The 26,433-nt window shown below is 71.2% G+C and carries 25 protein-coding genes; 14 read left to right on the top strand and 11 right to left on the bottom strand.

Annotated features, from left to right (window positions below; translation table 11 throughout):
- Positions 1 to 21: 21 nt before the first annotated feature.
- The 3 genes from AC068D_RS12135 to AC068D_RS12125 are packed head-to-tail and all read left to right on the top strand — an operon-like array spanning position 22 to position 2,401.
- Positions 22 to 1,170 (top strand): lipid-transfer protein, encoded by a 1,149-nt coding sequence (locus AC068D_RS12135; protein WP_478822881.1) that lies wholly within the window; start codon positions 22 to 24, stop codon positions 1,168 to 1,170.
- Between the two features lie 8 nt (positions 1,171 to 1,178).
- Positions 1,179 to 1,628 (top strand): Zn-ribbon domain-containing OB-fold protein, encoded by a 450-nt coding sequence (locus AC068D_RS12130; RefSeq protein ID WP_478822880.1) that lies wholly within the window; start codon positions 1,179 to 1,181, stop codon positions 1,626 to 1,628.
- Positions 1,625 to 2,401, top strand: a complete 777-nt coding sequence (locus tag AC068D_RS12125) for an enoyl-CoA hydratase/isomerase family protein (protein WP_478822879.1) — start codon at positions 1,625 to 1,627, stop codon at positions 2,399 to 2,401. The genes AC068D_RS12130 and AC068D_RS12125 overlap by 4 nt, the downstream gene beginning before the upstream one ends.
- 36 nt (positions 2,402 to 2,437) lie before the next feature.
- Here the strand turns inward: AC068D_RS12125 and AC068D_RS12120 are convergent, their stop codons facing one another.
- Positions 2,438 to 2,968 carry a hypothetical protein gene (locus AC068D_RS12120; protein WP_478822878.1) on the bottom strand — a complete coding sequence of 177 codons (531 nt, stop codon included), beginning with the start codon at positions 2,966 to 2,968 and terminating at the stop codon, positions 2,438 to 2,440.
- A 164-nt stretch (positions 2,969 to 3,132) separates the two neighbouring features.
- Here AC068D_RS12120 and AC068D_RS12115 point away from each other — a divergent pair, with 164 nt between their 5' ends.
- From AC068D_RS12115 to AC068D_RS12105, 3 genes are all read left to right on the top strand, one after another.
- A complete protein-coding gene (locus AC068D_RS12115) occupies positions 3,133 to 3,906 on the top strand; it encodes a hypothetical protein (RefSeq protein ID WP_478822877.1) in 774 nt (257 codons plus the stop codon).
- Between the two features lie 279 nt (positions 3,907 to 4,185).
- A complete protein-coding gene (locus AC068D_RS12110; protein ID WP_478822876.1) occupies positions 4,186 to 5,874 on the top strand; it encodes a TROVE domain-containing protein in 1,689 nt (562 codons plus the stop codon).
- 360 nt (positions 5,875 to 6,234) lie between these two features.
- Positions 6,235 to 6,975, top strand: a complete 741-nt coding sequence (locus tag AC068D_RS12105; protein WP_478822875.1) for a hypothetical protein — start codon at positions 6,235 to 6,237, stop codon at positions 6,973 to 6,975.
- Positions 6,976 to 7,060: 85 nt separating this feature from the next.
- Here AC068D_RS12105 and AC068D_RS12100 read toward each other — a convergent pair whose 3' ends face one another.
- Positions 7,061 to 7,522: a hypothetical protein gene (locus tag AC068D_RS12100; RefSeq protein ID WP_478822874.1), complete on the bottom strand. Its 462-nt coding sequence runs from the start codon at positions 7,520 to 7,522 to the stop codon at positions 7,061 to 7,063.
- A 490-nt stretch (positions 7,523 to 8,012) separates the two neighbouring features.
- On the opposite strand from AC068D_RS12100, the gene AC068D_RS12095 reads away from it, so the two are divergent.
- Complete coding sequence (locus AC068D_RS12095) at positions 8,013 to 10,916, top strand: helix-turn-helix transcriptional regulator (RefSeq protein WP_478822873.1); 2,904 nt, start codon at positions 8,013 to 8,015, stop codon at positions 10,914 to 10,916.
- A 303-nt stretch (positions 10,917 to 11,219) separates the two neighbouring features.
- Here AC068D_RS12095 and afsK read toward each other — a convergent pair whose 3' ends face one another.
- Both afsK and AC068D_RS12085 read right to left on the bottom strand, forming a co-directional pair.
- Positions 11,220 to 13,658, bottom strand: a complete 2,439-nt coding sequence (afsK, locus tag AC068D_RS12090; protein ID WP_478822872.1) for a protein serine/threonine kinase AfsK — start codon at positions 13,656 to 13,658, stop codon at positions 11,220 to 11,222.
- Between the two features lie 110 nt (positions 13,659 to 13,768).
- A complete protein-coding gene (locus AC068D_RS12085; protein WP_478822871.1) occupies positions 13,769 to 14,608 on the bottom strand; it encodes a VOC family protein in 840 nt (279 codons plus the stop codon).
- 208 nt (positions 14,609 to 14,816) lie between these two features.
- Between AC068D_RS12085 and AC068D_RS12080 the strand changes: the two genes are divergently transcribed.
- Positions 14,817 to 15,464, top strand: a complete 648-nt coding sequence (locus AC068D_RS12080) for a TetR family transcriptional regulator (protein WP_478822870.1) — start codon at positions 14,817 to 14,819, stop codon at positions 15,462 to 15,464.
- 60 nt (positions 15,465 to 15,524) lie between these two features.
- On the opposite strand, the gene AC068D_RS12075 is transcribed toward AC068D_RS12080, so the two are convergent.
- The 3 genes from AC068D_RS12075 to AC068D_RS12065 form a co-directional block, all read right to left on the bottom strand.
- Positions 15,525 to 16,028, bottom strand: a complete 504-nt coding sequence (locus tag AC068D_RS12075) for a nitroreductase family deazaflavin-dependent oxidoreductase (RefSeq protein ID WP_478822869.1) — start codon at positions 16,026 to 16,028, stop codon at positions 15,525 to 15,527.
- Positions 16,028 to 17,215 (bottom strand): acyl-CoA dehydrogenase family protein, encoded by a 1,188-nt coding sequence (locus AC068D_RS12070; RefSeq protein ID WP_478822868.1) that lies wholly within the window; start codon positions 17,213 to 17,215, stop codon positions 16,028 to 16,030. Before AC068D_RS12070 ends, AC068D_RS12075 begins: the two co-directional genes overlap by 1 nt.
- Positions 17,216 to 17,282: 67 nt before the next feature.
- Positions 17,283 to 17,654 carry an iron chaperone gene (locus AC068D_RS12065; RefSeq protein ID WP_478822867.1) on the bottom strand — a complete coding sequence of 124 codons (372 nt, stop codon included), beginning with the start codon at positions 17,652 to 17,654 and terminating at the stop codon, positions 17,283 to 17,285.
- Between the two features lie 56 nt (positions 17,655 to 17,710).
- Between AC068D_RS12065 and AC068D_RS12060 the strand changes: the two genes are divergently transcribed.
- From AC068D_RS12060 to AC068D_RS12050, 3 genes are all read left to right on the top strand, one after another.
- Positions 17,711 to 18,895, top strand: a complete 1,185-nt coding sequence (locus AC068D_RS12060) for a thiolase C-terminal domain-containing protein (RefSeq protein ID WP_478822866.1) — start codon at positions 17,711 to 17,713, stop codon at positions 18,893 to 18,895.
- A gap of 398 nt (positions 18,896 to 19,293) precedes the next feature.
- The gene (locus AC068D_RS12055) at positions 19,294 to 19,947 is read left to right on the top strand and encodes a pyridoxine/pyridoxamine 5'-phosphate oxidase (RefSeq protein WP_478822865.1); all 654 of its coding nucleotides are present in this window, start codon (positions 19,294 to 19,296) and stop codon (positions 19,945 to 19,947) included.
- A gap of 180 nt (positions 19,948 to 20,127) precedes the next feature.
- Positions 20,128 to 21,705 (top strand): alpha/beta hydrolase, encoded by a 1,578-nt coding sequence (locus tag AC068D_RS12050; protein ID WP_478822864.1) that lies wholly within the window; start codon positions 20,128 to 20,130, stop codon positions 21,703 to 21,705.
- A gap of 102 nt (positions 21,706 to 21,807) precedes the next feature.
- Here AC068D_RS12050 and AC068D_RS12045 read toward each other — a convergent pair whose 3' ends face one another.
- The 4 genes from AC068D_RS12045 to AC068D_RS12030 form a co-directional block, all read right to left on the bottom strand.
- The gene (locus tag AC068D_RS12045) at positions 21,808 to 22,050 is read right to left on the bottom strand and encodes a DUF397 domain-containing protein (protein WP_478822863.1); all 243 of its coding nucleotides are present in this window, start codon (positions 22,048 to 22,050) and stop codon (positions 21,808 to 21,810) included.
- Between the two features lie 22 nt (positions 22,051 to 22,072).
- A complete protein-coding gene (locus AC068D_RS12040) occupies positions 22,073 to 22,480 on the bottom strand; it encodes a DUF5753 domain-containing protein (protein WP_478823126.1) in 408 nt (135 codons plus the stop codon).
- 127 nt (positions 22,481 to 22,607) lie between these two features.
- A complete protein-coding gene (locus AC068D_RS12035) occupies positions 22,608 to 23,006 on the bottom strand; it encodes a Zn-ribbon domain-containing OB-fold protein (protein ID WP_478822862.1) in 399 nt (132 codons plus the stop codon).
- The gene (locus AC068D_RS12030) at positions 23,003 to 23,455 is read right to left on the bottom strand and encodes a DoxX family protein (RefSeq protein WP_478822861.1); all 453 of its coding nucleotides are present in this window, start codon (positions 23,453 to 23,455) and stop codon (positions 23,003 to 23,005) included. Before AC068D_RS12030 ends, AC068D_RS12035 begins: the two co-directional genes overlap by 4 nt.
- Before the next feature lie 169 nt (positions 23,456 to 23,624).
- Between AC068D_RS12030 and AC068D_RS12025 the strand changes: the two genes are divergently transcribed.
- The 3 genes from AC068D_RS12025 to AC068D_RS12015 all read left to right on the top strand — a co-directional run bounded on the left by AC068D_RS12025 (position 23,625) and on the right by AC068D_RS12015 (position 26,319).
- Positions 23,625 to 24,797 (top strand): flavin-containing monooxygenase, encoded by a 1,173-nt coding sequence (locus AC068D_RS12025; RefSeq protein WP_478822860.1) that lies wholly within the window; start codon positions 23,625 to 23,627, stop codon positions 24,795 to 24,797.
- Positions 24,798 to 24,990: 193 nt separating this feature from the next.
- Complete coding sequence (locus AC068D_RS12020) at positions 24,991 to 25,455, top strand: peptidase inhibitor family I36 protein (protein WP_478822859.1); 465 nt, start codon at positions 24,991 to 24,993, stop codon at positions 25,453 to 25,455.
- Positions 25,456 to 25,854: 399 nt separating this feature from the next.
- The gene (locus AC068D_RS12015) at positions 25,855 to 26,319 is read left to right on the top strand and encodes a peptidase inhibitor family I36 protein (protein WP_478822858.1); all 465 of its coding nucleotides are present in this window, start codon (positions 25,855 to 25,857) and stop codon (positions 26,317 to 26,319) included.
- Positions 26,320 to 26,433 lie beyond the last annotated feature (114 nt).

Genomic DNA, 26,433 nt, shown 5'->3' with positions numbered 1-26,433 from the left:
ATTAGCTGTACCCTCGCCCGCATGGCGAGCCTCAAGGACGCGACAGCGATAGCCGGGATAGGACAGACCTCCTTCGCGAAGCATCTCCCCGAATCCGAGAAGGCCCTGGCCTGCCGGGCGATCCTGGCCGCGCTCGACGACGCCGGCATCGCACCCTCGGAGGTCGACGGCTTCGCCTCGTACACGATGGAGGAGACCGACGAGGTCGAGGTCGCCAAAGCCATCGGCGCGGGCGACGTCACGTTCTTCAGCAGGATCGGGTACGGAGGCGGCGGCTCCTGCGCAACCGTCGCCCATCTCGCCGCCGCGGTGGCGACCGGGCAGGCAGGTGTCGGGGTCGCCTGGCGGTCCCGCAAGCGCGGGTCGGGGCCGCGGCCGTGGAAGAACACCGCCGTGCAGCTGCCCACCCCCGGCCAGTGGACCCGGCCCTTCGGGCTCCTGCGGCCCGCCGACGAGATCGGCATGCTGGCCCGGCGCTATATGCACGAGTACGGCGCCACCCGCGACCATCTCTTCAACGTCGCCCTCGCCTGCCGCAACCGCGCCAACCAGAACCCCGCCGCGATCATGTACGAACGGCCGCTGACCCGCGAGATGTACATGACGTCACGCTGGATCAGCGAACCCCTCTGCCTGTTCGACAACTGCCTCGAGACCGACGGGGCCCTCGCCTGTGTGATCGTGTCCGCCGAGCGGGCCCGGGACTGCCGGCGCAAGCCGGTGTACGTGCACTCCGTCGCACAGGGCCTGCCCGCCCAGCACCACGGCATGGTCAACTACTGGAACGACGACCCGCTCACCGGCCCCGCCTGGACCGCGGCCCGGCAGCTGTGGAAGACCGCGGACTTCGGGCCCGAGGACGTGGACGTGGCGCAGATATACGACGCGTTCACCCCGCTGATCCCGCTGTCGCTGGAGGGCTACGGATTCTGCGGAAGAGGAGAAGGAGCCGCGTACACGGAGGGGGGTGCGCTGGAGCTCGGCGGCCGACTGCCCATCAACACCGGCGGCGGAGGGCTCAGCGAGGCGTACGTCCATGGCTTCAACCTGATCAACGAGGGTGTGAAACAGCTCCGCGGCACTTCCACCGCCCAGGTGCCGGGGGCCACGACCTGCTTGGTGACGGCGGGCGAGGGCGTCCCGACTTCCGCAGTGCTTCTGAGGAGTTGAGCCGACAGATGACGACTTCCGACATCGGCCGTCTGACACCGGTCGTCGACGAGGACGGCGCACCGTTCTGGGAGTACGCGGCCCGCGGCGAACTCCGCGTCCAGGCCTGCGCCTCGTGCGACGAGCTGCGCTTCCCGCCCCGCCCATGCTGCCCCCACTGCCAGTCGTTCGAGAGCGAATGGCGGCTGATGAGCGGGCGTGGGCGGATCTGGTCGTTCGTGCTCCCCCACCCGCCGCTGCTGCCCGCGTACGCCGCCCAGGCGCCCTACAACGCAGTGGTCGTCGAGCTGGTCGAGGCGCCGGGCATCAGGCTGGTCGGAAACGTGGTGGCCGAGCCGGGCGCGGCGCTCAACTCCGTCGATCCGGCGCGGCTGCGGATCGGGGCGGCGGTACGGGTGGCCTTCACCGGGTGCGGGGACGGGACGCCGGTGCCCCAGTGGCTGCTGGAGCGTTCATGAGCATCCGGGTGGAGACGGACAAGGAGACCGGCGTCGCCCTCGTCACCCTGGACCGGCCGCGCAGGCACAATGCGATCGATCTGGAGATGGCGCACGAACTGGGCCGCGTCTGGCAGGGGTTCAGACACGACGGCACGGTGCGGGCCGCTGTGGTGACGGGCGCGGGTACACGGGCGTTCTGTACCGGGATCGACCGCGGGACCGAGGTTCCGCAGCCGTCGTCCCCGTACTCGATCGACGATCCACTGCTCACGATCGGACCCAAGGCGAACGACCTGTGGAAACCAGTGATCGCCGCGGTGGAGGGGATGGCCTGCGGCGGGGCGTTCTACCTCCTGGGCGAGAGCGAGTTCGTCGTCGCCTCCGAGGGGGCCACGTTCTTCGACCCGCACACCACCTACGGCATGGTCAGCGCGTACGAGTCCATCGGTCTCGCCCAGCGGATGCCACCGGGGGAGGTGGCCCGGATGGCACTGATGGGAACGGCCGAGCGGATCTCCGCCCGCCGGGCGTACCAGACGGGGCTGGTCTCGGAGCTGACGGAGCCGGGCGGGGCGGTGGCTGCGGCGCTGCGGGCTGCGGCGGTGGTGGCGTCGCACCCGACCGAGGCCGTGCAGGGAACGGTGCGCGCGGTGTGGTCGGCGACCGAGGGGGCACGGGCTCAGGCGCTCGCCCTTGCCCCGCACCTGATCGCGCTCGGGAATCTGCCCCCGGCGCAGCAGGCCGAGCTGTTCGGAAGCGGGCGGGGCAAGGGCGAGTACCGGGTGCGCTGAGGGCCGGGTGACACCGGCGGGCGCAGTGGACGGCCCTCAGGACACAAAGACGGTGCGGTTCGCGCTGACGACCTTGCACTTCCTGAAATCGGTGCCCTTGCCGGTGCCGGCATAAGGGGCGTCCGCCTCCGTGAAGTACGTCTCCTGTGCCGCGACCGTGATGTCGTCGATCTTGTCGACAATCGGTGCCGCGCTCGGGCTGTCGCCCTCGAACTGCACCGTGATGTCGTAGGTCTGGCTCACGTCGGTGGTGTTCCCGATCCTCAGCTGACCCCTGACGCTGGTTGCGGCGGGGTTGATGGAGCAGTGGGCGATCTCCACTTCCGCCATGGCGTCGACGGGGCCGGACCCGGTCGCCTGCTCGGTGGGGCCTTCCGTCGCGTCACCGCCGCCGGTGCTGCCGATGTCGTCGTCATCGTCGTAGTGACGCCCTCCGCTGCCGCCCGAGGAGCTGGAGCTGGAGCTGTGGTCGTTGTCGCAGCCGCCGCCGCGCGAGCCGCGGGCGCCGGTCAGGGTGATCAGTGCGATGCCGAGGACGGCGATCGCGCGCGCATGGCGCAATCTCATGGTTCAGTCCCCCCGTGGAACGTGCGGGTATGGCGAAAAACAGATGGACTTGACGGGCACACGTCAGACTAACAGCGCAATCGAACCGTATGTATGGGCGGTGATTCAGCAGTCGCGCACCCGGAGCCCCGGGCGTAGCGTCTGCTGCGAGAGGAGGCCGGGGAATGGTGCGGAACGTCTTCGGCTCGGTGCTCGCTCTCGCCGGTGCGGCGGCGGCCGTTTGGAGCCCCTTCCGCGCCTGGTACGACGGCCGTCAGGGAAGCGACTACCGCATTCGGGACCTGTTCGAGGGGATCACCGGCCTGGCTGCCGGGTCGGTCACCGCGTCGATCCTCCTGCCGTTCGCGTTCGCCGCACTGGTGACCCTGGTCGGCGTGCTGCTCCGGTCACGGCTGCTGGTGGCGCTGGCCGGGCTGGTCGTCCTCGGCTTCACGGTCCTGTGGACGGTGCGCCAGGGACAGGCCGTCGGCAGCCTGACCGTCGGCGGCCGCGGGCCCAGGCTCGGGGACGGGGTGGCCGCTGCGTACGGGGGCGGTGTGCTTCTGCTGCTGGCCTCCGCCGTGATGAGCGGACGTGCCCCGAGGATCGAACCCGCCGAGGAAGCCCCGCCCGGGTATCCGTCCCCGTACGAGCCGCCCGGGTACCAGTACCAGCAGTCCTCGTACGGCCCCGGGGCGCAGCCGGACGACCCGTACGCCTGGGCGCCGCCGCCCGGGGACACCCAGCCCCTGCCGACCACCGACCCGGCCGGGCCGCGCCGTCCGCGCCGGGACCCGTACGGAGCAGACCCTGCACAGGATCCCTTCCGGCCGCAGGATCCGTACGGCCCGCAGGATTTCTACGGCCCGGGGGATCCGTACGGCCCGGCGGATCCCTACGGTGCACAGGACCCCTATCGGTCGCAGGACCCGTACGGGGACGGCAGACAGCAGCCCTGAGGGCCTCACGGGAGGCGGTTGCCCGCCGGGCCGTGCGGCTGCCCGATAAATCGGATGCGTCTGCGACCCGGGCCTTGGTAGCGTCCCGGTCCAGCCTTCCGATGCGCCGCGCCCCGGTTACTTCCTCCGAAAAAACACCGGTGCCCACTCTGATCTCGGGAGGCGACCACTTTCGCGTGCCCCGAGCCGCCGTCCGATCCCACGTTCCGACATGCGCCGACGTCCGGCAGGCTCCGGCGCGCGCCCCTCCGCCCCGCCACCCACCAGGGGGACTTCTGCATGACCCAGTTCAACCGCCAGCGGGCCAAGGCCGAAGCCAGGACCGAGATCCAGGCCGAACTACCGGGCCTGACCGCAGGCGGGGCGACCTCCCCACTCTCCACCCACGGCCGGTGGATTCTCCCGTCCGCACGAACCTCCCGGCGGACGGCCACCACCTCGCCGTGGGTCACCAACCACCAGGGCGGGGCGGGGTACATCAGGGGGCCGAAGTCCGAACTCTTCCTGCTCGCCGTCGCCAACATGGTGGGACAGCGGTCGTTCTACGAGAGCGCCCAGTCCCGCGACGAGCGCTACGCCCGGCTGGTCCGCGAACTCGCGGTCAGCGCACCCGAGTGGACCCTAGGACTGCTTCGCTGGCTGCGCACCGATGCCCAGATGCGGACGGCGTCACTGGTGGGCGCCGCCGAATTCGTGCGGGCCAGGCTGGATGCCGGGGCGCCGGGCTTCTCCCGGCAGGCCGTCGACGCCGTTCTCCAACGCGCCGACGAACCCGGTGAGTTGCTGGCGTACTGGACCTCCCGGTACGGGCGGAGGCTGCCGCAGCCGGTCAAGCGCGGGATCGCGGACGCCGTCCGCCGGCTCTACACCAGCCGCGCACTGCTCAAGTACGACAGCGATTCCCGGGGCCACCGCTTCGGCGATGTACTGGAGTTGACCCACCCCGCTCCGGCCCCCGACCGGCCCTGGCAGGGGGAGCTGTTCCGGTACGCCCTGGACCGGCGCCACCACCCCGACCGCGCCGTACCGCCGGCCTCCGACCCGCTCCTCACCGCCCACCAGGCGCTGATGTCCGTCCCGGTCGACGAACGGTACGCGCTGGTCACCGGGCCTGACGGGGCCGAGCGGCTGGCTGCGGCCGGGATGACCTGGGAGGCGGTGGCGGGCTGGCTGCACGGACCGCTGGACGCCTCGGTCTGGGAGGCGGTGATCCCTTTGATGGGCCCGATGGCCCTGGTCCGCAATCTGCGCAACTTCGATCTCGCCGGTGTCGGCGACAGGGCGGCCGCGGACGTGGCCCGCCGGATCGCCGATCCGGCCGAGGTGTCCCGCTCCCGGCAGTTCCCCTTCCGCTACCTGGCCGCCCATCGCAACGCGCCGTCGCCACGCTGGGAGCAGTCCCTGGAGACGGCCCTCGGGCACTCGCTCGCCCATGTGCCCGAGCTGTCCGGCCGGACCCTGGTCCTGGTGGACCGCTCGGGCTCGATGTTCGACCTCCCCAGCGCCGGGACCGAGCTCAACAGGGCCGACTCCGCCGCCATCTTCGGCACCGCGCTGGCGACCCGGGCCGAGCAGGCCGACCTGATCGAGTTCGGCTCCGACAGCCGACGGGTCGAGGTCGGACCCGGCGAATCCATCCTCCGGGCGCTGGACCGGTTCCACGACCTCGGGGGCACCGACACGGCCGCAGCGGTCACCCGGCACTACCACGAGCACAGCCGGGTGGTCATCGTCACCGACGAACAGGCCCAACGGACGCCCTCGATCGACCCGTTCAGTGCCGTTCCCGAGCGCATTCCGGTCTACACCTGGAACCTGGCCGGTTACTCCAGCGGTCACACCGCCGCCGGGCCGCGACGCCACACCTTCGGCGGGCTCAGCGATGCCGCTTTTCGGCTGATTCCGCTCCTGGAGTCCGGGCACAGCCGCGACTGGCCCTGGGAGCAGTCCGCCGGCCCCGGTTCGTGATCCTTCGGGGATCCTCGGCTCCGCACGTCACGTCCCCCGACCGGCAGGCCTGCCCGCCTGCCCGCCTGCCCGCCTGCCCGCCTGCCCGCCTGCCCGCCTGCCTGCCTGCCTGCGGTCAGGAGGGTCCGTGGCCCGAACGCTCTGACCGGGCGGAGTGACCGGAGCGGAAACGGCCCGACGCAGCCCGGGGCAGCGCCGGGCGGAGTCCAGCGCCGCGCCCGCGCGGACCCGCCGACGCGCACGACCTCACGCAGGTGATCGAGCCCGGACCGTTCGGCTCCGGCACGCCTTTTCGCTCCCGTCCCCCTACGCTTCAACAGGGGGTGCGAAAAGACGGTCGACCCCGCGGGAGTGAGGGACATGCTCCACCTGGCCTCCACACTGTCGAACAGCCGGGCGGCACGCGGTCGGGCCCCCTGGCCGGAGCACGAGTACGTCAAGGGCTGGGGCGTGTTCGGGCTCCCCTTCGACTCCGGACACGTGCTGGCGCTGCGTGTCTTCCCGGAGAACTCCTTCAGCCCCTACCGCACGCTGTGGCATCGCGACCCGGCGGGCGCCTGGTCGATCCACGTCGACGGCCCACGGCTCGACACCGCATGCCCCAGGTACTACGGCGCAGCCTGCGATCGCACGGGATTCGCCCACATCGGGCTCAGGTGGACGGGGCCGGCCTCCCTGCGGGTGACGATGGATTCTCCCCCGCTGAACTGGACCCTCACCGCCTCATCAACCCCGCTTCTCGGCCTCCTCAACAGCGTCGGCGCAGCTCTGCCGCTCGCCACCTGGCGTCCCCGAACCCTGGTGCGAGTTCGCGAGCGACTGGCCCGTGCGCTGGGAATGGGGCAGCTGCAGTTGCACGGCGTCATGCCGAGCGGCCACACCGGCACACTCATGCCACAACGGATGTACTTCGTCGACGACTCACGGGCCGTGCTCGACGGCGTCGACCTCGGCCTCCCCGTCCGGCTGCAGGACAATCCACTGATCGGTGACGTGCCCCTGCCTGCGCGCGGCGTTCTCGCCATCGGCCAGGCCGCCTGGAGGATCCGGGACCGGGCCGAGTACGACCGCACCCGCTCCGAAACCTCCCGGCCCGTCTGAGGCCGCGTCCGCGGCGCCCGCCTGACCCCCGGTGCCCGGTACCGCCCGCCGGCCGCGTTGCCGGGCGGGCCGGGCACCGTCCTGATCAGCCGCGGTGGGCCCAGCGTGCCCGCGCCCAGGCGATCAGGGCGAGCACCCCTGCCAGCGGTCCGGCGAAGGGCGCCGGGGTGATGTGGAAGATGGTGCTGGCCAGCACAGCGGCCAACTGCCAGGCTGCCCCGACCACCGCCAGCGCAGCGAACCAGTGCACGGGGCCCCGCCGGGACACGACGAACGGCAGCAGGAGAAATGCGAACGTCTGGAAGAGATAGCCCACCTCGAAGTAACTCCTGGTGGGATCCGACCACGGTCTGTGCGTGTGACCGGAGAGCCACTCGGCACGGTAGTCGAGGAACATGGGGTCGGAGAACGTGGACGGCGGCCACCAAGGCAGCACGTAGAGACCCGCGAGGGTGAGGACCACGGCGATCCCGGTCAGCCAGTGGACGGCCGTCAGTTCGCGTGGGACCGTCGATCCGATGCCCAGCGAAGTCCCGGGGTCAGTCATGGACGGGTCTTCCGTGGCGATTCCGCATGCGTCGTCCCATGGGTGGTCCTCCCCGGATCGTGGTGGGCGGCGTTTGGTGACCGATCGTGGCACGGGTGCCGGGCGGTGCCATCCGTCGAAATACGCAGCGACGCACGTAAGTTCATCCGTCGACCCATCCCTCGACCCATCCCTCGGTCCATCCGCCGGCCCATCCGCCGGTCCAGCCGTCGGATGGCCGGTGGAAGGAATGCCGCACCGACGGTGTCCGCCCGGCCGACGCGGCCGCAGGTGGCGCGGCCGTCACTGCCGCAGATGGTGCGGGGCCGTCGTCACTGCCGCAGGTGGCCGGCACCCCGCCGGGCCGACCGGGGCATGACCCCCTGCGGCCGCCCGAACCACATCGTCAGCGCCCGGCAGTTGTGTCGGTGTCTGAGCTTAGGCTTGACCTCGAAGGTCGGGGGCGAAGGCCGATGGACGGGGTCACACGATGCCGGTGGGGGATGCGAGCGTGGCACAACTGGTCGACAGGGAAGCGGAACTGGCTCGACTCGACGACCTGATCGCCGGTCTCGGGAAGACCGGTGTGCCGGCAGCCGTGGACATCGTCGGGGACCCCGGCATCGGGAAGAGCCGGCTGCTGGCCGAGGTGTGTGCCCGGGCGAGGCAGGCCGGGTTGACGGTGTTGCGCGGCAGGGCCACGGAGTACGAACGGCACATCCCCTTCCAGGCGTTCAGCGACGCGTTCGCCGATGCCGACCCCGCACTGCTGGAAGCCGATCCCGTTCTGGCCGAAGCGGAGGCGGTGCTGCGCGGCGCCCTGTCCGCAGAGGGCAGTGCGCCGAGCGGGAGCACACCCCACCGCTTCGGCCTCCACCGCGCGGTCGCCGCGCTGTTCGCACGCCTGGGCAAGGGCGGTCTGGTGCTGGCCATCGACGACCTGCACTGGGCGGACCCGGCGTCCCGGGAGCTCGTGGACCATCTGGTCCGGCACCCGGTGCGTGGACGGGTGCTCCTGGTCGTGGCGCGTCGGGGCCGTCAGACACCCGCGCCACTGACCGCCGCGCTCACCCGCGGCGCCGACGACGGCGCCGTGCTCCACGTGGCGCTGGAGCCGCTGCCCGAGGAGGAGTCCATCCGGACACTGGCCGCCGATCTCCCCCGGCACCACGCCAGACAACTCTACGCCGCCAGTGACGGCAACCCCCTCTATCTGTCCTCGCTGCTCCACGCGTACCGGAGCGGGGCGCCGCTGCACGGAATCACCACCCACGCCGACTCCCCCCGTTCCACCGGCTCCCCGGACTCCCTCGACGTGCTCGGGGTGCCGACCGGACTGGCGTCCTTGTTGCTGGACGAACTGACCACGCTGAGCGAGCCGCAGCATCGCATCGTCGAGGCGGTGGCGGTGCTCGGCGACCATGCCACCTCCCCGATGCTGACCCTGACGGCCGGCGTCCCGCCACAGGAGATCGAGGCACTGAGCGGCATCCTGGCACAGCGCGATCTCCTGCGTCCGCGCACGGGTGGCCGGTGGGCGCTGCGCCACCCGCTCGTGCGCGCGCTGGTCTACGAGAACACACCACCCGGACGGCGCGCCGACATCCACAGCCGTGCGGCGGACCGGCTGGCTCGCAGCGGAGCGTCCGCGGCCGAGCGGGCCCACCACATCGAGAGGTCGCTCACCGGGTGGGACCCGGCGGCGGCCGCCGTACTGGGCGAGGCCGCCGCCCAACTCGCCCACACCGCGCCGGCCACGGCCGCCCACCTGCTGGACGTCGTCCTGCGGCACATGCCCGACACCCCTGACCACGCACTGCGGCGCGACGAACTGGTCCTGGCGCGCGCCCGGGCGCTCGGCGTCAGCGGGAACCTCCGGCAGAGCCGGGACCTGCTGCATGCTCTGATCGGCAGGTCGGACGCGACCCACCCCTCGTTGCGGGCGGAGGCCATCACCCAGTGCGCCGTGATGGAACGGCACCTCGGACACTCACCGGAGGCCACCGCCCTGCTGCGACGGGAACTGTCCCGCCACCCAGGCCCTCCGCCGGACCAGGCGGTCTCCCTGGGGCTGGCCCTGGGCATGTCCGCGCTGCTGACCGCCTCCTACGGCGAGGTGCGCACGGACGTCGCACGGACCCTCGCCCTCGCGCGGCGCCACGGTGACCCGACCGGCGAGGCGGCGGCCCTGGCACTGGCGTCCTTGGGGGAGGCGTACGAGGGCGAGACCGAGGCGGCCGTCGGGTTCGCCGAAGCCGCCGCCGGGCTCACCGACGGGCTGACCGACCCGAACCTCACGGGCCTGTGCGAGTCACTGGTGTGGCTGGCCTGGGCGGAAGCACTGCTCGAGCGGTACAACGATGCGGAACGGCACCTGGCTCGAGGTCTGGACATCGCCCGCCGCAGCGGGCAGCTCCATGTCATGCCGCACCTGCTGACGAGCAGGGCGTACGTATGCCTCAACACCTGTCGGCTGCCGGCCGCACTGGAGGCGGCCGAGGAGGCGGAGGCCATCGCCCGGGCCGCCGGCAGCGGCGACCTCCTGGCGTTCACGCTTGCCGTCAAGACCTTGATCCTGCTCGTGGGCCGCCCTCTGGGGGACACCGGCGCCGTGGCGACCGGTGAGGAAGCCGTCGCACTGGCGGGTGGCGGCAGGGGCTGGTGGCCGGCCCTGGCCTGGTGCATGCTCGGCCACGCGGTCTATGTGAGCGGCGACCCCCATCGCGCCCAGGAAGCCATCATGACCGCAGGCGGCGGCCGTGAACTGCCGCTCCTGCAGCCTTCCATCCGTCCGGGACAACTGGACACGCTCGTCAACGCGGCCATCGTCGGCGGCGACGTCGACCAGGCCGAGCGCTGGGCCGCACAGGCGGCGCAGGAAGCGGACCGGCTGGGCCTGGGCGGCCAGCGCGCGGCCGCACTCCGTGCCCGCGCCACCCTGGCCGAGCACCGCGGTCACACGAGCGAGGCGGTGTGCCTTCTGGACGCGGCCGCTCAGGAGTACGCGCGGTGCGGCGCAACGCTGTATGAGGCGTACTCCCTGCTGCGCGCGGTTCCGTTGGTGAAGCGTGCCGGCGATGGCGGGCGCGCGGCTGCGATGTGGCGTCGGGCCCACCGGATCGCCGCCGGCGGCGGCGCGCGTCTGCTGGTGGACCTCGCGGAGTTGATCCGCCCCGAGATCATGGCGGAAACGACCGGAATCCCGGCGGAACTGTCCGAGCTGACGGTACGTGAATTCGAGGTGGCCGGACTGGTGGCGGAGGGGCTGAGCAACCAGGCCATCGCGGCGAAGCTGCACCTCAGCCGCCGTACGGTCGAAACGCATCTGTCGTCCATCTACCGCAAGGCGTCCGTGCCGTCCCGCTCGGCCCTGGTGAGCCTCATGACGCGCAGCGCAAGGGGTACGGCCGTGTGACGGAAACACCGTGACGACGAGCGCGGCGCCCCGTGACCCTGGACCGTCGTGTCCCCGAGGGCCGTCAGGCCGTTGCGGCACATCCGTGGGGTCGCGCAGCCCTGTACGGCAGTCGGCGCACCCGACGCCTCAGGGGTGAACGGCGGCGCGTGATCACCGCCGCGGAGGTGGTCCGCGGGGCCTCGCCGGGGATGACGGAACCCAGGTCTTTCGTTTGGATCGGGCTGGATCGGTGAGCGGGGTCCGGTGCGTGCGAGCGTGCTTGCCGGGGCACGCGAGCCCGGCAAGATCCAGACGAAAGGCCTAGGCCGCGGGCGCGCCCCGTCCCGTCGCCGTGCCCTTGACCGCGTCCAGGGCGTACACACAGCGGTCCTTGGAACAGGCGTACACCACTCCGTTGCGTGCGACCGGCGAACCGGTGATCTCGCCACCCGTGGCGAGCTTCCAGCGCAGCTGCCCCCCGCTCGCGTCCAGTGTGTAGAGCACGTGGTCGGCGGAGCCGAAGTGCACGCGTCCGTCCGCGACGACCGGTGTGCCGGTGACCTCGCCGCCCGCCGCGAACCGCCACTTGGGTGTGCCGGTGACCGCGTCCAGTGTGTACAGGGCGCTGCCGCTGCCGACATGGATGCTGCCGTCGGCGACGAGGACCGGCTCGATCGACTGTCGGGCCTCGGTGGCGATCCTCCAGCGGTCCTTTCCGGTCGTGGCGTCGATCGCGTAGACGGTGCCGAGGTAGTCGGCGAGGTACACCCCGCCGCCGGTCACGGCGGGCCCGGACGCGAAGGCCGGCGGCGAGAGGAAGACCGCGGGCGCCTCGAAGTGCCACCGGACATGGCCGCTCAGGGTGTCGATGCACAGGACACGGGTTCCGGCCGAGACATAGGTGCATCCGTCCGGCGCCTGGTTCACCCGGACCGGTACACCGCCGCAGGACGCGGCGTCGCCGACCGGATACGACCAGCGTTCCGTGCCGGTGCGGGCCTCGAGCGCCTGGAGCCGGGCGTTGCGCCATACGTAGACGGTGTCGTCGAACAGTGCGGGACCGGCCTCGGTGGTCTCGAAGTCGGTCTGTGCGCCGGTGATCTCCCACAGCTTCTCGCCGTTGGACGCCTCCCAGCCCTGGACGCCGCCGCCCCGGGTGCCGGTGACGACGGTGCCGCGGCCGGCCTTGAGGGAGTACACCCAGGCGTCGGTCTGGAGCCGCCATGCCTCGCTGCCGTCCGCCGCGTCGAGGGCGTAGAGGGTGGGCCCGTCGGAGGCGTGGATACGGCCGCCGGCGACCGCCATCGACCAGGCGACGTCGCGTGTCTTGAACTGGCGCCGACCGCTGGCCACGTCCAGGGCGTGCACCTCGAAGGAGGTGACGTAGAGCAGGTCGCCGTCGACGACGGGTGTGCCCCAGACGTCGTTCGACATCCGGAACCGCCAGGGCCGCCAGCGTGCCGGGCCGCCGTCCGGCGGCGAGGCGGGCACGGGGACGGACACGGGCGGGACGGTGGGGGCGGGCATGGCATTGGTGGCGGCGTCATTGCCGCCGCCGGGGGCGCGGACCCAGCCGGTGGCGGGGCCGGCGTCCGCCGCGGGACCACCGCGGGTGTCGGCGACGCGGGGGCCCGGCCCGATCGGGACGCTGGCGCCTGCCAGGCGCACGGGGCCGTCGCCCGCGTGCTGCGGATGCGGGGCACCGGGGCCGGCCTGTCCGGTACGGGGATCGCCCCCGCTGCGCCAGGCCGCGTCCCAGTCGGGAGCGGCGTCGGGGGCGCGCTCGGGCTTCGGGGGCGCCGGGGCCGGTTCGGGGCGGCGCCCGCCGGCAGCGGCACCCGCGCCACCGCCCGCCTGGGGGATACGGCCACCCCGCCGCTGTTCGATCATCGACACCGCTCTGCCGGGCAGCCACGCCGACGCCGTGCCGCTGTCGTCGTCACCGCCGGACGAGAACAGATGGGGGGCGAGCTGGGCCTGCAGGTCCTCGGGAGACGGGCGGCCCACGGCCTCCATCTTCATGCAGGCCTCGATGAGCGGTCGCAGCTCGTCCGGCAGTCCTTCGAGGTCGGGCCCTTCGCGCAGCAGCATGAACACGGTCTCGACGGGGTTCGCACCGTGGAAGGGCGCGTGCCCGGTCGCCGCGAACACGAGTGTCGACCCGAGCGAGAAGACATCGCTCGCGCCGGTCACGCTGCGCGAGTCGCGGGCCTGCTCGGGTGACATGTACGCGGGCGTACCGACGGCGACGTTCGTCATCGTCAGCCGGGTGTTGGACACCCCGGAGGCGATACCGAAGTCGATCACCCGTGGCCCGTCCTCGACGACGAGGACGTTCGACGGCTTCAGGTCGCGGTGGACGAGGCCCGCTCCATGGATGGACTGCAGCGCCTCCGCGATGCCGGCCGCGAGCCAGCGCACCGCCTGGGCCGGCAGCGGCCCGCACTCATTCACTATTTCTTCGAGCGACGGTGCGGGGACGTATGCGGTGGCGAGCCACGGCACGGCGGCGCGCGGGTCGGCGTCGACGACGGCCGCGGTGTAGAAGCCGGAGACCGCCCGCGCGGCCTCCACCTCTCGCGTGAAGCGGACGCGGAACAGCTGGTCCTCGGCGAGCTCCGTGCGCACCGTCTTGATCGCCACGCGTCGGCCGGACGCCGAGCGTGCGAGATAGACCAGCCCCATGCCGCCGGCTCCGAGCCGTCCCAGCACCTCGAAGGGGCCGATCCGCCTCGGGTCGTGCTGCGTCAGCTGCTCCACTTCGCCTGCCACCTCCCCGTAAGGGCCATGTAGTACGGCCCCGTCGCCCACTGATTGTTCCTGCCGGACAGCGCGGTTGCTAACCCGGGGGCGTTCCGGGGTGTCTCAGGCTATTTTGGGGCCTCTTCGGGCTCACCGGGCGGCCCTTCCGGCTTATGAGACCGCTCGGGTTCGGCGAGGACCGCGAACGCGGCCCCCTGGTTGTCCGCGAGGACGGCCATGCGTCCGTACGGAATGTCGAAGGGCGGTGCCGTGACCCGGCCGCCGAGGCCGGTCACCGTTTCCACGGCTCTGTCGCAGTCCGCCACGGCGAAGTAGACGAGGAAGTGGCCTGGCATCTCGGCGGGGAACGCGTCGGTGATCACGCTGCGTCCGCCGATCGCGGTGTCCTCGCCCGGTTCCGTGCCCTTGGGCGACCACATCAGATAGTCGATCGTCTCGTCGGACAGCGGGGTGCCCTGGAAGCCGAAGACCTCCTCGTAGAAGCGGTCGACGGTTTCCTTCTGCCGGGTGTAGACCTCGGTCCAGCAGAACGATCCCGGCTTGCCCTGGACCTCGAAGCCGGGCATCTCGCCCTTCTGCCAGAGCCCGAAGACGGCGCCGCCCGGATCCGCGGCCAGCGCCATCGTGCCGGAGCGGCCCACGGGCATCGGAGCCATGATCACTTGGCCGCCGGCCTCCCCGATGCCGGCGGCGGTCTTCGCGGCGTCCTCGGTGGAGAAGTAGACGCCCCAGGTCGTGGGCATGCGCCCATCACGTTTGGGCGCGAGCGCGGCCACGAGCTTTCCGTCGAGAAATGCCTCGGTGTAGTGGCCGTACGGCTCGGCGGCGGCCTTCTCGTCCCGGCCGTACGTCCAGCCGAACAATTCGCCGTAGAAGCGTTTGCCCGCTGCGAGGTCGGGCAGCTGGGCGTCCACCCAGCAGGGCATGCCCTCGGTGAATGCGGCCATGGCCCGGCCCCTTCCTCCACGCAGAGTGTGACTCCAGTCACAGTCAAGCCGAGAGTAGAGCCTGCCGCACGCAGAGGTGGACTGTTCGTTGAGTTGTCCACCAAAGTTATCCACAGGCTGTTGATAACACTATTAGCCCGTACGAGGGACGCACCCCATTTGCAGTCGGCCGAATCGCGCGCCGATCACCCCTCGGTAAGCTGACGGCATGACAGGACAAGTACGCACCGTCGACGGCCGCGTGGCCGGACGACGCGGCCAGGCGACGCGGCAGAAGCTGCTCGACTGCCTCAGCGAGATGCTCAGCTCCTCGCCGTACCGGGACGTCAAGGTCATCGACGTGGCCCGCAAAGCGGGTACTTCGCCCGCGACCTTCTACCAGTACTTCCCCGACGTCGAGGGCGCTGTCCTCGAGATTGCGGAGGAAATGGCCAGCGAGGGCGCCGGGTTGACCGCTCTCGTGTCCGGCCGTTCCTGGGTCGGCAAGGCCGGCTGGCAGACCGCCGAGGAACTCGTCGAGGGATTCCTCGACTTCTGGCGCAAGCACGACGCGATCCTGCGCGTCGTGGACCTCGGCGCCGCCGAAGGGGACAAACGGTTCTACAAGATCCGCATGAAGATCCTGAACTCGGTCACCAACTCCCTCACCGAGTCGGTGAAGGAGCTCCAGGCCAAGGGCAAGGTCGACAAGGACGTGAGCCCGGCGGCCATGGCAGGCTCACTGGTCGCCATGCTCGCAGCGGTCGCCTCGCACCAGAAGGGCTTCCAGACCTGGGGCGTCAAGCAGGCCGAACTGAAGCCGAATCTGGCCCTGTTGGTGCACCTGGGCATCACCGGCAAGAAGCCCACCAAGTAGCGCGCGGTACACGACGGCGGGCGCGCCCGCGCCGAGTCCTGTCACCACGGCGCGCCCGCATCACCGGCCCGTCCGGCGCACCAACCGGAACAGCCGTATCTCACGCTCCACCCTCGCCTGGTACGCCGCATACGGCGGCCAGAACGTCAGGACCGCCTGCCAGGCCGCTTCGCGCTCCGCCCCGCCGAGGAGCTGTGCCCGTACGGGTATGTCCTCGCCCTTCCAGCTCACCTCGGCATCGGGATGTTTCAGCAGATTCCCCGTCCACGCCGGGTGGCCGGGGCGACCGAAGTTGGAGCCGACCAGGATCCAGCTCCCGGCGCCCTCCTCGGGCATGCAGGCGAGCGGGGTCCGACGCGGGAGCCCTGACCTCGCGCCCCGCGCGGTGAGCACCAATCCCGGCAGCATCTGGGCGCTGAGCAGGACCTTTCCACGGGTCAGGCGGTGGACGGCCCGGTCCATGGCCGGGATGAAGTGCGGGGCGGTCCTCGCGAAGAGGGGGGTCGACGACACCTTCTGAACCAGCTTGCGCGTGACGTTCCGCACACGGGGCCCGGGAGCCATCAGACCGTCACCGCCTCAGGGGCGAACCGCTCCGCGAAGAGGCCCGCCGCCTCCGCGGCACGGGCCCGCAGCCGGTGGACGGGGCCGAAGAGCAGCTCGTCGGACGCCGCCCGCTTGAAGTAGAGGTGGGCTTCGTGCTCCCAGGTGAAGCCCATTCCTCCGTGCAGCTGGATGGCCTCGCCGCTGACGGCGCGGAGCGCTTCGAGGCACTGGGCGAGAGCGAGCCCGCCGGCTTCCGGGTCCCCGGCAGCACAGCGGGCCGCGGAGCGTGCCGCCTCGACGCGTACGTACTGATCGGCCAGACGGTGCTTGACGGCCTGGAAGGAGCCGATGGGGCGGCCGAACTGCTCGCGCTCCCTGACATGGGCGACGGTGCGCTCCAGGGCGGACGAGGCGGCACCGACGGCTTCGGCAGCCAGCAGGGCGGCGACGGTACGGCCGGTGGCGGCGAGCGCCGCCGGGACATCGGCCTCCCGGTCGTCCCCCAGCAACTCCGCCGGGGTGTCGCGGAGTTCGACACGGGCCTGGGGCCTGGTCCCGTCGAGGGCGGTCCAGCGGGTGCGGGTCAGTCCGTCCGCCCCGTCGGCCCGGACGAGGAAGAGGAGGGTGCGGCCCCGTGCGAAACCGCCCGTGCGGGCGGCGACGAGGAGCAGCCCGGCGCTGTGCCCGTCCAGGACCTGGGCGGCCTCGCCGTACAGCAGCCGCCCGCCGCCCTCCGGCAGGGGCCTCGCCTGGATGCCGCCGGCCCGCCCGCCCCCGGCCCAGGACGCATCGGGATCGCTCCCGGTGAGCCCGAGCGCGGTGGCGAGACGTGCGCCCGGAACGACGAGGGCGGCCGTGAGCGAGCCGTCCGCGAGGCGCGGCAGGAGCTCCGCACGCTGCCGCTCCGTCCCCAGCGCGGCGATCAGCGGTGCGACCAGCCCGGCGGTGGCCAGCAGCGGCGACGGCACCAACGCCCGTCCCGCCTCCTCGAAGGCGAGCGCCAGCTCGACGGTGCCGCCGCCGACGCCTCCGTACTCCTCGGGCAGCGCGAGGCCGGGCAGTCCGAGCTCCGCGGCGAGAAGGAGCCAGAGCCCGGGGTCGTATCCCCATTCGTGATCCGCAGGACCCGGGGGTGATTCCCGGGACAGTGCGGCGCGCAGGGTGCGGCGGATGGCGGACTGCTCGGGGGTGAAGGCGGCGTCCATGGGCTCCCCTCCATGACTGACGGGGCGTCATGTTAGGGGCGGGGGCCCGAGAATCACAGAGCCCCGGTCAGCAAACCTCGCCGGGCCCCGCAGCGGTGGCCCTCAGCAGATCCCGCACGAGAGCGAAGTCGATCCGCTCGGTGCGGCGAAAGCGCAGGCACCCCTTGCCCATGTCCTGGTCGGCGAGCCGGTCGGCGAACGCCTCACGGACATCGGGCCGCATCAGATAGAAGGAGAGGTACTGCTTCTGGGCTGCGAAGGCGATCTCCGGCTCACCGCCGGGACGGCGGTAGGCGGGCATGCCGTACGCCATCAGCTCCTCGTAGCCGTCGAGCTCGGTGCGGCACAGCTCCCGGACCCTGACCAGCGCCGTCAGCCGGTCGGGTTCCGCCACCTCCGCGAGATAGCCGTCGACGTCTTCCGCAGTGGAACGGGCCATGCCTCCGAGACTACCGCCGGGGACCGGACATCGGGATCTGATGTACCGTCAGATTCATGCCCATCAGTCAGCGCACCCCTCGCACCCCCCGCAAGGTCGCCGTCGTCGGCATATCCCTCTCGGACTGCGGCCGCGTCGACGGCCCCACCCCCTACACCCTGCACGCCCAGGCGGCCCGGCGCGCCCTCGCCGACTCCGGGCTCGACCGGCGCACGGTCGACGGCCTCGCATCGGCCGGGCTCGGCACGCTCGCACCGGTCGAGGTCGCCGAGTATCTGGGCCTCAGGCCGCGCTGGGTGGACTCCACCGCCGTCGGGGGCGCCACCTGGGAGGTCATGGCCGCACACGCGGCGGACGCCATCGCCGCGGGCCACGCCAATGCGGTGCTGCTCGTCTACGGGTCCACGGCCCGCGCCGACATCAGGGCCGGGCGCCGCACCTCCGACCTCTCCTTCGGCGGGCGCGGGCCGCTGCAGTTCGAGGTGCCGTACGGGCACACCCTGATCGCCAAGTACGCGATGGCCGCCCGCCGCCATATGCACGAGTACGGCACCACGCTCGAGCAGCTGGCCGAGGTCGCCGTCCAGGCTCGGGCGAATGCTTCGCACAACCCCGCGGCGATGTTCCGCGAGCCGATCACCGTGGACGAGGTGCTGGACGGACCGGTGATCGCCGATCCGTTCACCAAGCTGCACTGCTGCATCCGCAGCGACGGCGGCTGCGCGGTACTTCTGGCGGCCGAGGAGTACGTGCCGGACACGGCAAAGGCGCCGGTGTGGGTCCTCGGCACGGGCGAACACGTCTCGCACACCACGATGTCGGAATGGGAGGACTTCACGGTGTCCCCGGCGGCGGTCAGCGGGCGGCTGGCGTTCGAGCGGGCCGGGGTCCGGCCGCAGGACATCGACATCGCCGAGATCTACGACGCCTTCACCTATATGACGCTCGTGACGCTGGAGGACCTCGGGTTCTGCGCGAAGGGAGAGGGCGGGGCGTTCGTGGAGAAGGGCCGTCTACGACTGGACGGCGAGCTGCCGGTGAACACCGACGGCGGGGGGCTCTCGGCCTGCCACCCGGGGATGCGAGGACTGTTCCTGCTGGTCGAGGCGGTACGGCAGCTGCGTGGCGAGGCGGGCGGACATCAGGTGCGCCGGCCCGACGGGAGCCTCCCCGAACTGGCGGTGGCGTCGGGGACGGGCGGCTGGTTCTGCTCGGCCGGGACGGTGGTGCTCGGACGCTGAGCCGGCCGGGTGAGGCGAGGACGAGCAGATTCTTCGCGGACGTGCGGCCCGGCATCGAGCTGAACCAGCGGTTCGCCGAGAAGTTCGCCAAGGAGATGGTCGTCTCGTCGCCGCGCGCGATCGCCCTGTGTGTGCGGATGGTGCGGATCCTGCCGCGCACCCCCTGGAAGCACCTGATCTGCGAAGAAGATCCGCGACGACCTCCAGAAGGCGGCCCGGGCGGTCCCGGTCCAGGACTGCTCGGCGTACGCCGTGGCACGCAACCAGCGGATCGACCGGGCCGGCACACCGGTGCCGGCTGCGATCGGCGAGCTCTCGCTGGAGTTCGGCGGCGTCGTCCCACGTCACATCCCGCCGCGGCCGCACGTCGACGGCGGCCGTGGTGTGGGATGGCCCCCATGAGCGACTTCCACGACGTACTCCGTTCCCTGCGGGTCTGGGACACCGAGCTGCCCTCCTTCGACCCCGCCGACGCGCCCGACGCGCCGCTTCCGCTGTTCCGGGAGTGGCTCGTGGAAGCGGCATCGGCAGGTCAGCCGGAGCCGCACACCATGCATCTGGCCACCGTCGACGAAGCGGGCCGGCCCGACGTGCGGACGCTGATGCTGCATGACGCGGACGAGCACGGCTGGCACTTCGCCTCGCACACCACCAGCGCGAAGGGCCGCCAGCTCGCGGCGCACCCGGAGGCGGCCCTGGGTTTCTACTGGCCTTCGCAGGGACGGCAGATCCGGGTCCGGGGGCGGGTCGTGCAGGGCACGGCCGAGGAGGCGTACGCCGATCTCCACACCCGCTCGACGGGAGCCCTGGCCGCGGCGCTGGTGGGACGCCAGAGCGAAGTGCTCGGCTCCACCGAGGAGTTGACGCGCGCCAACGAGGCCGCCTGGAAGCGGGCGAGCGACGAGCCGGATTCAATGGCGGGGACCTGGACGGTGTACGTCCTCGAACCGTCCGAGGTGGAGTTCTTCCAGGGCGACGCACGACGCCGGCACCTGCGGTTGCGCTACCGGCGTGAAGACGACTCCTGGGCAAGGGAATTGCTCTGGCCATAGGCCCGACATACCAAGACGCGGCGGAGCCGGTCGTGGGTGTACGACTCAGGGACCATCTGTCACACGGGCCCGTCCACCCACGGTCGGACCAATCCCACCTCGCCGAGGGATTCGCCCTAACTGCCTTGTGCGAAAGGGTTGGTGCGTCCCACACGCACTGATCCTAAGGACCTTCCCCACGTGCGAAGCAGACGAATAGCCCCCCTCCTGGCGGTGAGTGCCGTCGCCACCCTGGTTCCCTCGCTCGCCCCGGCCACGGCGGCCGCCGCCGAGAACCCCCTGAAGCCCTACCTTCAGCAGAGGCCCGCGTGGCACCGCTGCGACAGCGGATCCCCGGCCGGCTACCAGTGCGCCACGATCAAGGTGCCGCTCGACTACAGCCGCCCCGGCGGCAAGAAGATCGACCTCGCGATATCGCGGATGAAGACGAGCACCGCCGCGGAGCGCCGCGGCGTGCTGCTGATCAATCCGGGCGGACCTGGCGGGGAAGGCCTCGCCATGCCGCTGATCCTGGCGACGGAGCTGCCCAAGTCCGTGCAGCGGAAGTACGACCTCATCGGCTTCGACCCGCGCGGTGTCGGCCAGAGCTCCCCCGTCAGCTGCGGCCTGACCACCAAGGAGCGGAACTCGGAACGCCCCTACAAGGCCGGGACGTTCGCCAAGGACGTCAAGTGGGCCAAGGCCGTCGCCACGAAGTGCGACGCCAGGCAGGGCGACAGGCTGCGCCACATGACCACCCGCAACACCGCCCGCGACATGGACGTGATCCGGGCCGTGCTGGGCGAGAAGAAGATCTCCTACCTGGGGTACTCGTACGGCACCTATCTCGGCGCCGTCTACACGCAGATGTTCCCCCAGCGCGCCGACAGGTTCGTGCTCGACAGCGCCGTCGACCCCGCACGGATCTGGCGCGGCATGATCCAGATCTGGGCGGAGGGCACCGAGCCCGCCTTCAAGAGGTGGACCGAGTGGACCGCCCAGCGGAACACGAAGTACAAGCTGGGTGACACCCCGGCCAAGGTCGGCAAGACCTTCTGGGACCTGGTCGCCCAGGCCGACCGCAAGCCGATCAAGGTCAACGGCACGCCCCTCACCGGTGACGACATCCGCACGGGCCGCGCCATGTTCTTCAGTGTGCGCGAAGCCGCCGAGTCGATCGTCGAGCTGAAGAAGGCGGCCGCCGGCAGGAACCCGTCCCTCAGCCGGGAGACCAAGGCGCCGGCGCGGCCGGTTTCGCCGACGTTCGGCCGTGCCGTGCCCTCGGACAACAGCGACGCCAGCTTCTGGTCCGTCGTCTGCGCCGACACCCGTGCCTGGCCGCGCGACCCCGAGCAGTACCGCCGCGACGCGATCCGGGACAAGGCCAAGTACCCGCTGTACGGTGACTTCGCGTCCAACATCAAGCCGTGCGCGTTCTGGAAGAAGAACGGCAGCGAGCCCGCCACCACGATCGACAACAAGGTCGGTGCGCTCGTCCTGCAGAACGAGTGGGACTCCCAGACGCCGCTGAGCAGCGGCCAGGGCCTGCACCGGGTCATGAAGGGCTCGCGGATGGTCACGGTCGCCGGGGGCGTCGGACACGGCATCTACGGCTCCAAGTCGTGCGCCGACAAGACTGCCACCACGTACCTGACCACCGGCAAGCTGCCGGCGCAGGACGTGACCTGCCAGGCGGCTCCGGCCGCGCGTGAGCGCAGCGCCCACAAGCTGCCGCTCCCCACGCCTCCGGGTATCCCGGGGATGACCGGCCGCTTCTGAAGCCGGTCCGAGCGAGGTGATGTGGGGCCTTCCGCGACGGAAGGCCCCACATCACCGTCTTCCGGGCTCATGGGCCGGGCGGTCGACGCCCCGTGGGGACGGTTACGGGGTGGTCGTGCCCTCCACGAACGCGGCCCAGGCACCGGGCGCGACGGCGAGGGTGGGGCCGTCGATGACCTTGGAGTCGCGCACGTGGACGGTGTGGGGGCAGGCGGCGACCTCGACGCACGCGCCGCCCTCGTTGCCGCTGTAGCTGGACGTGCGCCAGTCGTAGGCGACTTCGAGGCAGGCATCCCCCTCGTTGCCGCTGTGACTGCTCTTGAACCAGACCAGGCCGGGGTTCACGGTCTCGCCGCCATCCTCTCGATCAGTTCCACGGACTCCCAGGGGTGAGGACCTGGGCCCGCAAGGCGCCGAAGAGGTCGAACAACCGGTTGACCTCCTCGGGCCTGGAGATCAAGGCAGCCCCGCCCTGAACCTCGGCATACCCCAGATTCCGCCCGTCCCGGGTGCTCAGTGGTTTCAGGGGCCCACTCAGCCCCGCGTGCACCGCTCGCTGGGTCGGCATCACCTGCACCGCCAGATGGTTCCTGGTGCGCACCGACTCCGGCAGATGCGCGAGCTGTTCCTTGAGCACCGCCCCGCCGCCGATCGGCCGGTGCAGCACCGACTCCTCGATGACGTACGCGACGATCGGCTTCGGCCTGCGGTCCAGCACGTACTGCCGTTCCAGCCGCGCCTCCACATGCCGGTCGACCTCCTCCGGCTCGTACATCGGCACCCGCGCCTCGTACAGCGCCCGCACATACGCGGGACAAGGAGACGATCCGCCTGGCCCTGGACAACCCGGCGCTCCCGGCCGCCGTGATGCGCCGGATGGCCGACCCCGCCTCGTAACGAGGTCAGGCCGGCCGGAAGACCGCCACAGCCACTCCCCCGTCCCCTTCGCGGAAGGTGACGTCCAGTTCCATGCCGATCCGCAGGTCCGCCTCCGCGCACTCCACGATCCCGGTCATCATCCGCGGCCCTTCCGCGAGGTCGACGACGGCCGCGGTGTAGGGGGTGCGGCCGGCGAAGGGCGGGAGGTCGTTGCGGTGCACGACGGACCAGGTGTGGAGCGTCGCCCGGCCGGAGGCCCGTTCCCAGACGACGTCGTCGCTCCAGCAGTGCGGGCAGAACTCGCGGGGGTAGTGGTGGGCCTTCCGGCAGGCGGTACAGCGCCGGATCAGCAACCGTCCCTCGGCGGCCGCTTCCCAGTAGGTCCTGGTGAAGGCGTCGGTCTCAGGAGTGGCGGCACTCATCGGAACAGTCCGATCGCATGGTCGAGGGACCAGACCTGCCAGGACATGGCGAAGAGGGCGACGAGCGAGATCAGCGCCATCATCGCGTTCTGCCCCTGCTCGGCCCAGTCGTGGATCATGAGAACGAGATAGAGCAGATTGAGGAGCAGTCCGCCGACCAGGGCGACCGGGGTGAGGAAGCCGGTGATCAGCCCGAGCCCGAGGGCTAGTTCGGCGTAGACGACGAGGTACGCCATGGCCTTGGGGCGAGGGGCCACGACCTTGTCGAACCCCGCCCTCACGAACGCCCACCGGTGCCTGCCCGCGACATCGGCGGCCCACGCTATGCCGGTACCCCGCTCGAACCAGCCCTTCTTGTCCTTGTGCCGCCAGCTCTCCAGCCACCACAGGCCGAGGCCGATGCGGAGGACGGCGAGCCATTCGGCCCCGGTGAGCCAGATCGTCCGCATTCCGCGTCCTCCTCTGGTGTTTCACACTGATCTGACGGTACGTCAGTTCAGCGGATGGAGAGGCGCCCGCGCAAGAGGTCGGCACAGAGCGGGCGTCGTGACCGATTTGCAATCGATTCCCCTCTTGACTGAGACCCATCAAGTGAACGGACGATTACGCTCAGCTGTCATGGCCGACGACAGACACACCGACTCCACCCCCGGCCCTCCGGGGGACCGCACGGACGACCGCCCCGTGTACGTCATCGGCGCCGGCCCCGGTGGTCTCGCAGCCGCCGCTGCACTGAGGGAGCGCGGCGTGAGGGCCGTGGTCCTGGAGAAGTCGGACTCCGTGGGGGCGTCCTGGCGCGGGCACTACGACCGGCTGCGTCTGCACACCACCCGGCGGCTGTCGGGGTTGCCCGGCCTCCCGATGCCCCGGAAGTTCGGGCGGTGGGTGTCACGGGACGATGTGATCCGCTACCTGGAGAAGTACGCGGAGTTCCATGAGCTGGAGCTGGTGACGGGCGTCGAGGTGTCCCGGGTCGAGCCCGTGGGCGACGACTGGGTGCTGCACGCGAGCGGCGGACGCCGCCTCACCGGACGCGCGGTCGTCGTGGCGACCGGCTACAACCACACCCCGCGCGTGCCGGACTGGCCGGGCCTGGACGCGTACACGGGCGAGTTCCTGCACGCCTCGGCATACCGCAGCCCGGCCCCCTACTCGGGCAAGGACGTGCTGGTCGTCGGCGCGGGCAACACGGGCGCCGAGATAGCCGCCGACCTGGCCGAGGGCGGCGCGGCGCGGGTACGGCTCGCCGTACGCACCGTCCCCCACATCGTCCGGCGCTCGACCGCCGGCTGGCCCGCGCAGCGGACAGGCATCCTGGTCCGGCACCTCCCGGTCCGCCTGGTGGACCTGGCCGGAGCCCTGATGTGCCGGATCTCCGTGCCCGATCTTTCGGCACACGGACTCCCCCGCCCCGGAACGGGCCTCTACTCCCGGGTCAGGCAGGGGGCCATCCCGGTCCAGGACGTCGGCCTGGTCAAGGCGATCCGCACGGGCCGCGTCGAACCCGTCGCCGCCGTGGAGTCGTTCGACGACGGCAAGGTGGTCCTGGCTGACGGCTCCCACATCGCCCCGGACACGGTCATCGCCGCCACCGGCTACCAGCGCGGCCTCGAGCCCCTGGTCGGCCACCTCGGCATCCTGGATGACCGCGGCAGGCCGGTGGCCCATGGCGCGCGCCCCCCGCGGGAGGCCCCGGGGCTGTACTTCACGGGCTTCACCAATCCGATCAGCGGGATGTTCCGCGAAATGGCCCGGGACGCACGGAGGACGGCGCGCAGCCTGTCGCGCTGAACCCGGCGGTAACCTCCCGACGCAGGAGCCCCCGCAGTAGCCACGCCCCGCATTTGACACCGAAGTTGGCATTCGATCAAAGTATCGATCCGCCTGCTCGATGTTCATCCTTCACCGCTGGGCCGGTGCAGCACATCACCCGCTCCCACCCCCTTCGCGGTCCGGCAGGCTCTCCCTGAGCGAAAGGAACCTCATGCTGCTCAAGCGCATGGCCGTGATCGGATCCGCCACCCTCGCCTTCGCCGGCGCCGCCCTCGCCACGGCGACCGGAGCACAGGCGGGCCCCCTCAACCCCGCGCAGGTGGACGGCTGGTGCGACCGGGGCGAGGTCTGCTTCTACTACAACTCCGGCCGCGCGGGTGCCATTTACGACACACGGCAGAGCATGGCGCGCTACGACGTCCCCAACGTGGCGAGATTCGTGTGCAGCCGCGAAGGCGGCGGGGAGATCTGCAACGCCGCCGGAAAGCCGATCTGGAACAACGTGGCATCCGTGGAGAACCAGAGCATGTGCGACGTGATCGTCTATTACAACAGCGGTTTCAACGGCTCGGTCGCCAAGCAGGTCATCCGCGCCAACAGCTGGGCCAATCTCAACTCGACCATGAAGAACCAGAACGCGTCGCACTCGCTCCACGGCGGTGCCCACTGCGGTTAGGCCCTGTCCGGCCCCCGGGGACGGCCGGCCCCGGGAGACCGAAGGCGCCCCTGCGCGGCAGAGGGAAACCTCTCCCTCTGCCGACGCAGGCGGCCTCGACACATGCGACGGTCAACGGCGCCCTGCCCCTGCCTCCGCACCCGCACCCGCACCCGCACCCGCACCCGCACCCGCACGTCAGGATGCGCCCGAACGAACCGGGCCGAACTCCGAGCGGACGCCTCCCGGGGCAGGGGCTCCACAGCAGCACCGGCCGCACTTGACACCGAAGTTGGCATTCGATCAAAGTATCGATCCGCCTGCTCGATGTTCATCCTTCACCGCTGGGCCGGTGCAGCACATCACCCGCTCCCACCCCCTTCGCGGTCCGGCAGGCTCTCCCTGAGCGAAAGGAACCTCATGCTGCTCAAGCGCATGGCCGTGATCGGATCCGCCACCCTCGCCTTCGCCGGCGCCGCCCTCGCCACGGCGACCGGAGCACAGGCGGGCCCGGTGACCCCGAAGCAGCTCGACGGCTGGTGCGACGCGGGGGAGGTCTGCTTCTACTACAACTCGAATCTGGCGGGCGCGATCCACGACACCAAGGAGAGCCGCGCGCACTACATGATCCCGACGCCGGCGGAGTTCGTGTGCAGCCGCGAGGGCACCGGGTCCATCTGCAACGCAGCCGGGCAGCGCATCTGGAACAACGTGGCGTCCGTGCGGAACGAGAGCACCTGTGATGTCGTCGTCTACTACAACAGCAACTTCGACGCGTCCGTCGCCAAGCAGGTCATCCGTGCCAAGTCCGCGGCCAACCTCAATGCGACCATGAAGAACCAGAACGCGTCGCACTCGCTCCACGGCGGCGCCCACTGCAACTAGGGACCCGGCCCTCCCGACGAAAGCGCCTCGGGCCTCTCCGTGGGCGCCGGTCCGGCCGGCCTGGCCCTCCCGCTCGCAGCCCGGACGATGAACCCGGTCCGACCGCCGCCCGGG

Source organism: Streptomyces sp. NPDC043861 (assembly GCF_056435905.1).
The sequence above is the reverse complement of the archived record's forward strand: the minus strand, read 5'-3'. Positions and strand labels throughout refer to the sequence as shown.

What these genes read in the sequence shown, in the direction of transcription:
- AC068D_RS12135 (WP_478822881.1), top strand. Translation starts at nt 22, where the DNA reads ATGGCGAGCCTCAAGGACGCGACAGCGATAGCCGGGATAGGACAGACC.
- AC068D_RS12130 (WP_478822880.1), top strand. Translation starts at nt 1,179, where the DNA reads ATGACGACTTCCGACATCGGCCGTCTGACACCGGTCGTCGACGAGGAC.
- AC068D_RS12125 (WP_478822879.1), top strand. Translation starts at nt 1,625, where the DNA reads ATGAGCATCCGGGTGGAGACGGACAAGGAGACCGGCGTCGCCCTCGTC.
- AC068D_RS12120 (WP_478822878.1), bottom strand. Translation starts at nt 2,968, where the DNA reads ATGAGATTGCGCCATGCGCGCGCGATCGCCGTCCTCGGCATCGCACTG.
- AC068D_RS12115 (WP_478822877.1), top strand. Translation starts at nt 3,133, where the DNA reads ATGGTGCGGAACGTCTTCGGCTCGGTGCTCGCTCTCGCCGGTGCGGCG.
- AC068D_RS12110 (WP_478822876.1), top strand. Translation starts at nt 4,186, where the DNA reads ATGACCCAGTTCAACCGCCAGCGGGCCAAGGCCGAAGCCAGGACCGAG.
- AC068D_RS12105 (WP_478822875.1), top strand. Translation starts at nt 6,235, where the DNA reads ATGCTCCACCTGGCCTCCACACTGTCGAACAGCCGGGCGGCACGCGGT.
- AC068D_RS12100 (WP_478822874.1), bottom strand. Translation starts at nt 7,522, where the DNA reads ATGACTGACCCCGGGACTTCGCTGGGCATCGGATCGACGGTCCCACGC.
- AC068D_RS12085 (WP_478822871.1), bottom strand. Translation starts at nt 14,608, where the DNA reads ATGGCCGCATTCACCGAGGGCATGCCCTGCTGGGTGGACGCCCAGCTG.
- AC068D_RS12080 (WP_478822870.1), top strand. Translation starts at nt 14,817, where the DNA reads ATGACAGGACAAGTACGCACCGTCGACGGCCGCGTGGCCGGACGACGC.
- AC068D_RS12075 (WP_478822869.1), bottom strand. Translation starts at nt 16,028, where the DNA reads ATGGCTCCCGGGCCCCGTGTGCGGAACGTCACGCGCAAGCTGGTTCAG.
- AC068D_RS12070 (WP_478822868.1), bottom strand. Translation starts at nt 17,215, where the DNA reads ATGGACGCCGCCTTCACCCCCGAGCAGTCCGCCATCCGCCGCACCCTG.
- AC068D_RS12065 (WP_478822867.1), bottom strand. Translation starts at nt 17,654, where the DNA reads ATGGCCCGTTCCACTGCGGAAGACGTCGACGGCTATCTCGCGGAGGTG.
- AC068D_RS12060 (WP_478822866.1), top strand. Translation starts at nt 17,711, where the DNA reads ATGCCCATCAGTCAGCGCACCCCTCGCACCCCCCGCAAGGTCGCCGTC.
- AC068D_RS12055 (WP_478822865.1), top strand. Translation starts at nt 19,294, where the DNA reads ATGAGCGACTTCCACGACGTACTCCGTTCCCTGCGGGTCTGGGACACC.
- AC068D_RS12040 (WP_478823126.1), bottom strand. Translation starts at nt 22,480, where the DNA reads ATGTACGAGCCGGAGGAGGTCGACCGGCATGTGGAGGCGCGGCTGGAA.
- AC068D_RS12035 (WP_478822862.1), bottom strand. Translation starts at nt 23,006, where the DNA reads ATGAGTGCCGCCACTCCTGAGACCGACGCCTTCACCAGGACCTACTGG.
- AC068D_RS12030 (WP_478822861.1), bottom strand. Translation starts at nt 23,455, where the DNA reads ATGCGGACGATCTGGCTCACCGGGGCCGAATGGCTCGCCGTCCTCCGC.
- AC068D_RS12025 (WP_478822860.1), top strand. Translation starts at nt 23,625, where the DNA reads ATGGCCGACGACAGACACACCGACTCCACCCCCGGCCCTCCGGGGGAC.
- AC068D_RS12020 (WP_478822859.1), top strand. Translation starts at nt 24,991, where the DNA reads ATGCTGCTCAAGCGCATGGCCGTGATCGGATCCGCCACCCTCGCCTTC.
- AC068D_RS12015 (WP_478822858.1), top strand. Translation starts at nt 25,855, where the DNA reads ATGCTGCTCAAGCGCATGGCCGTGATCGGATCCGCCACCCTCGCCTTC.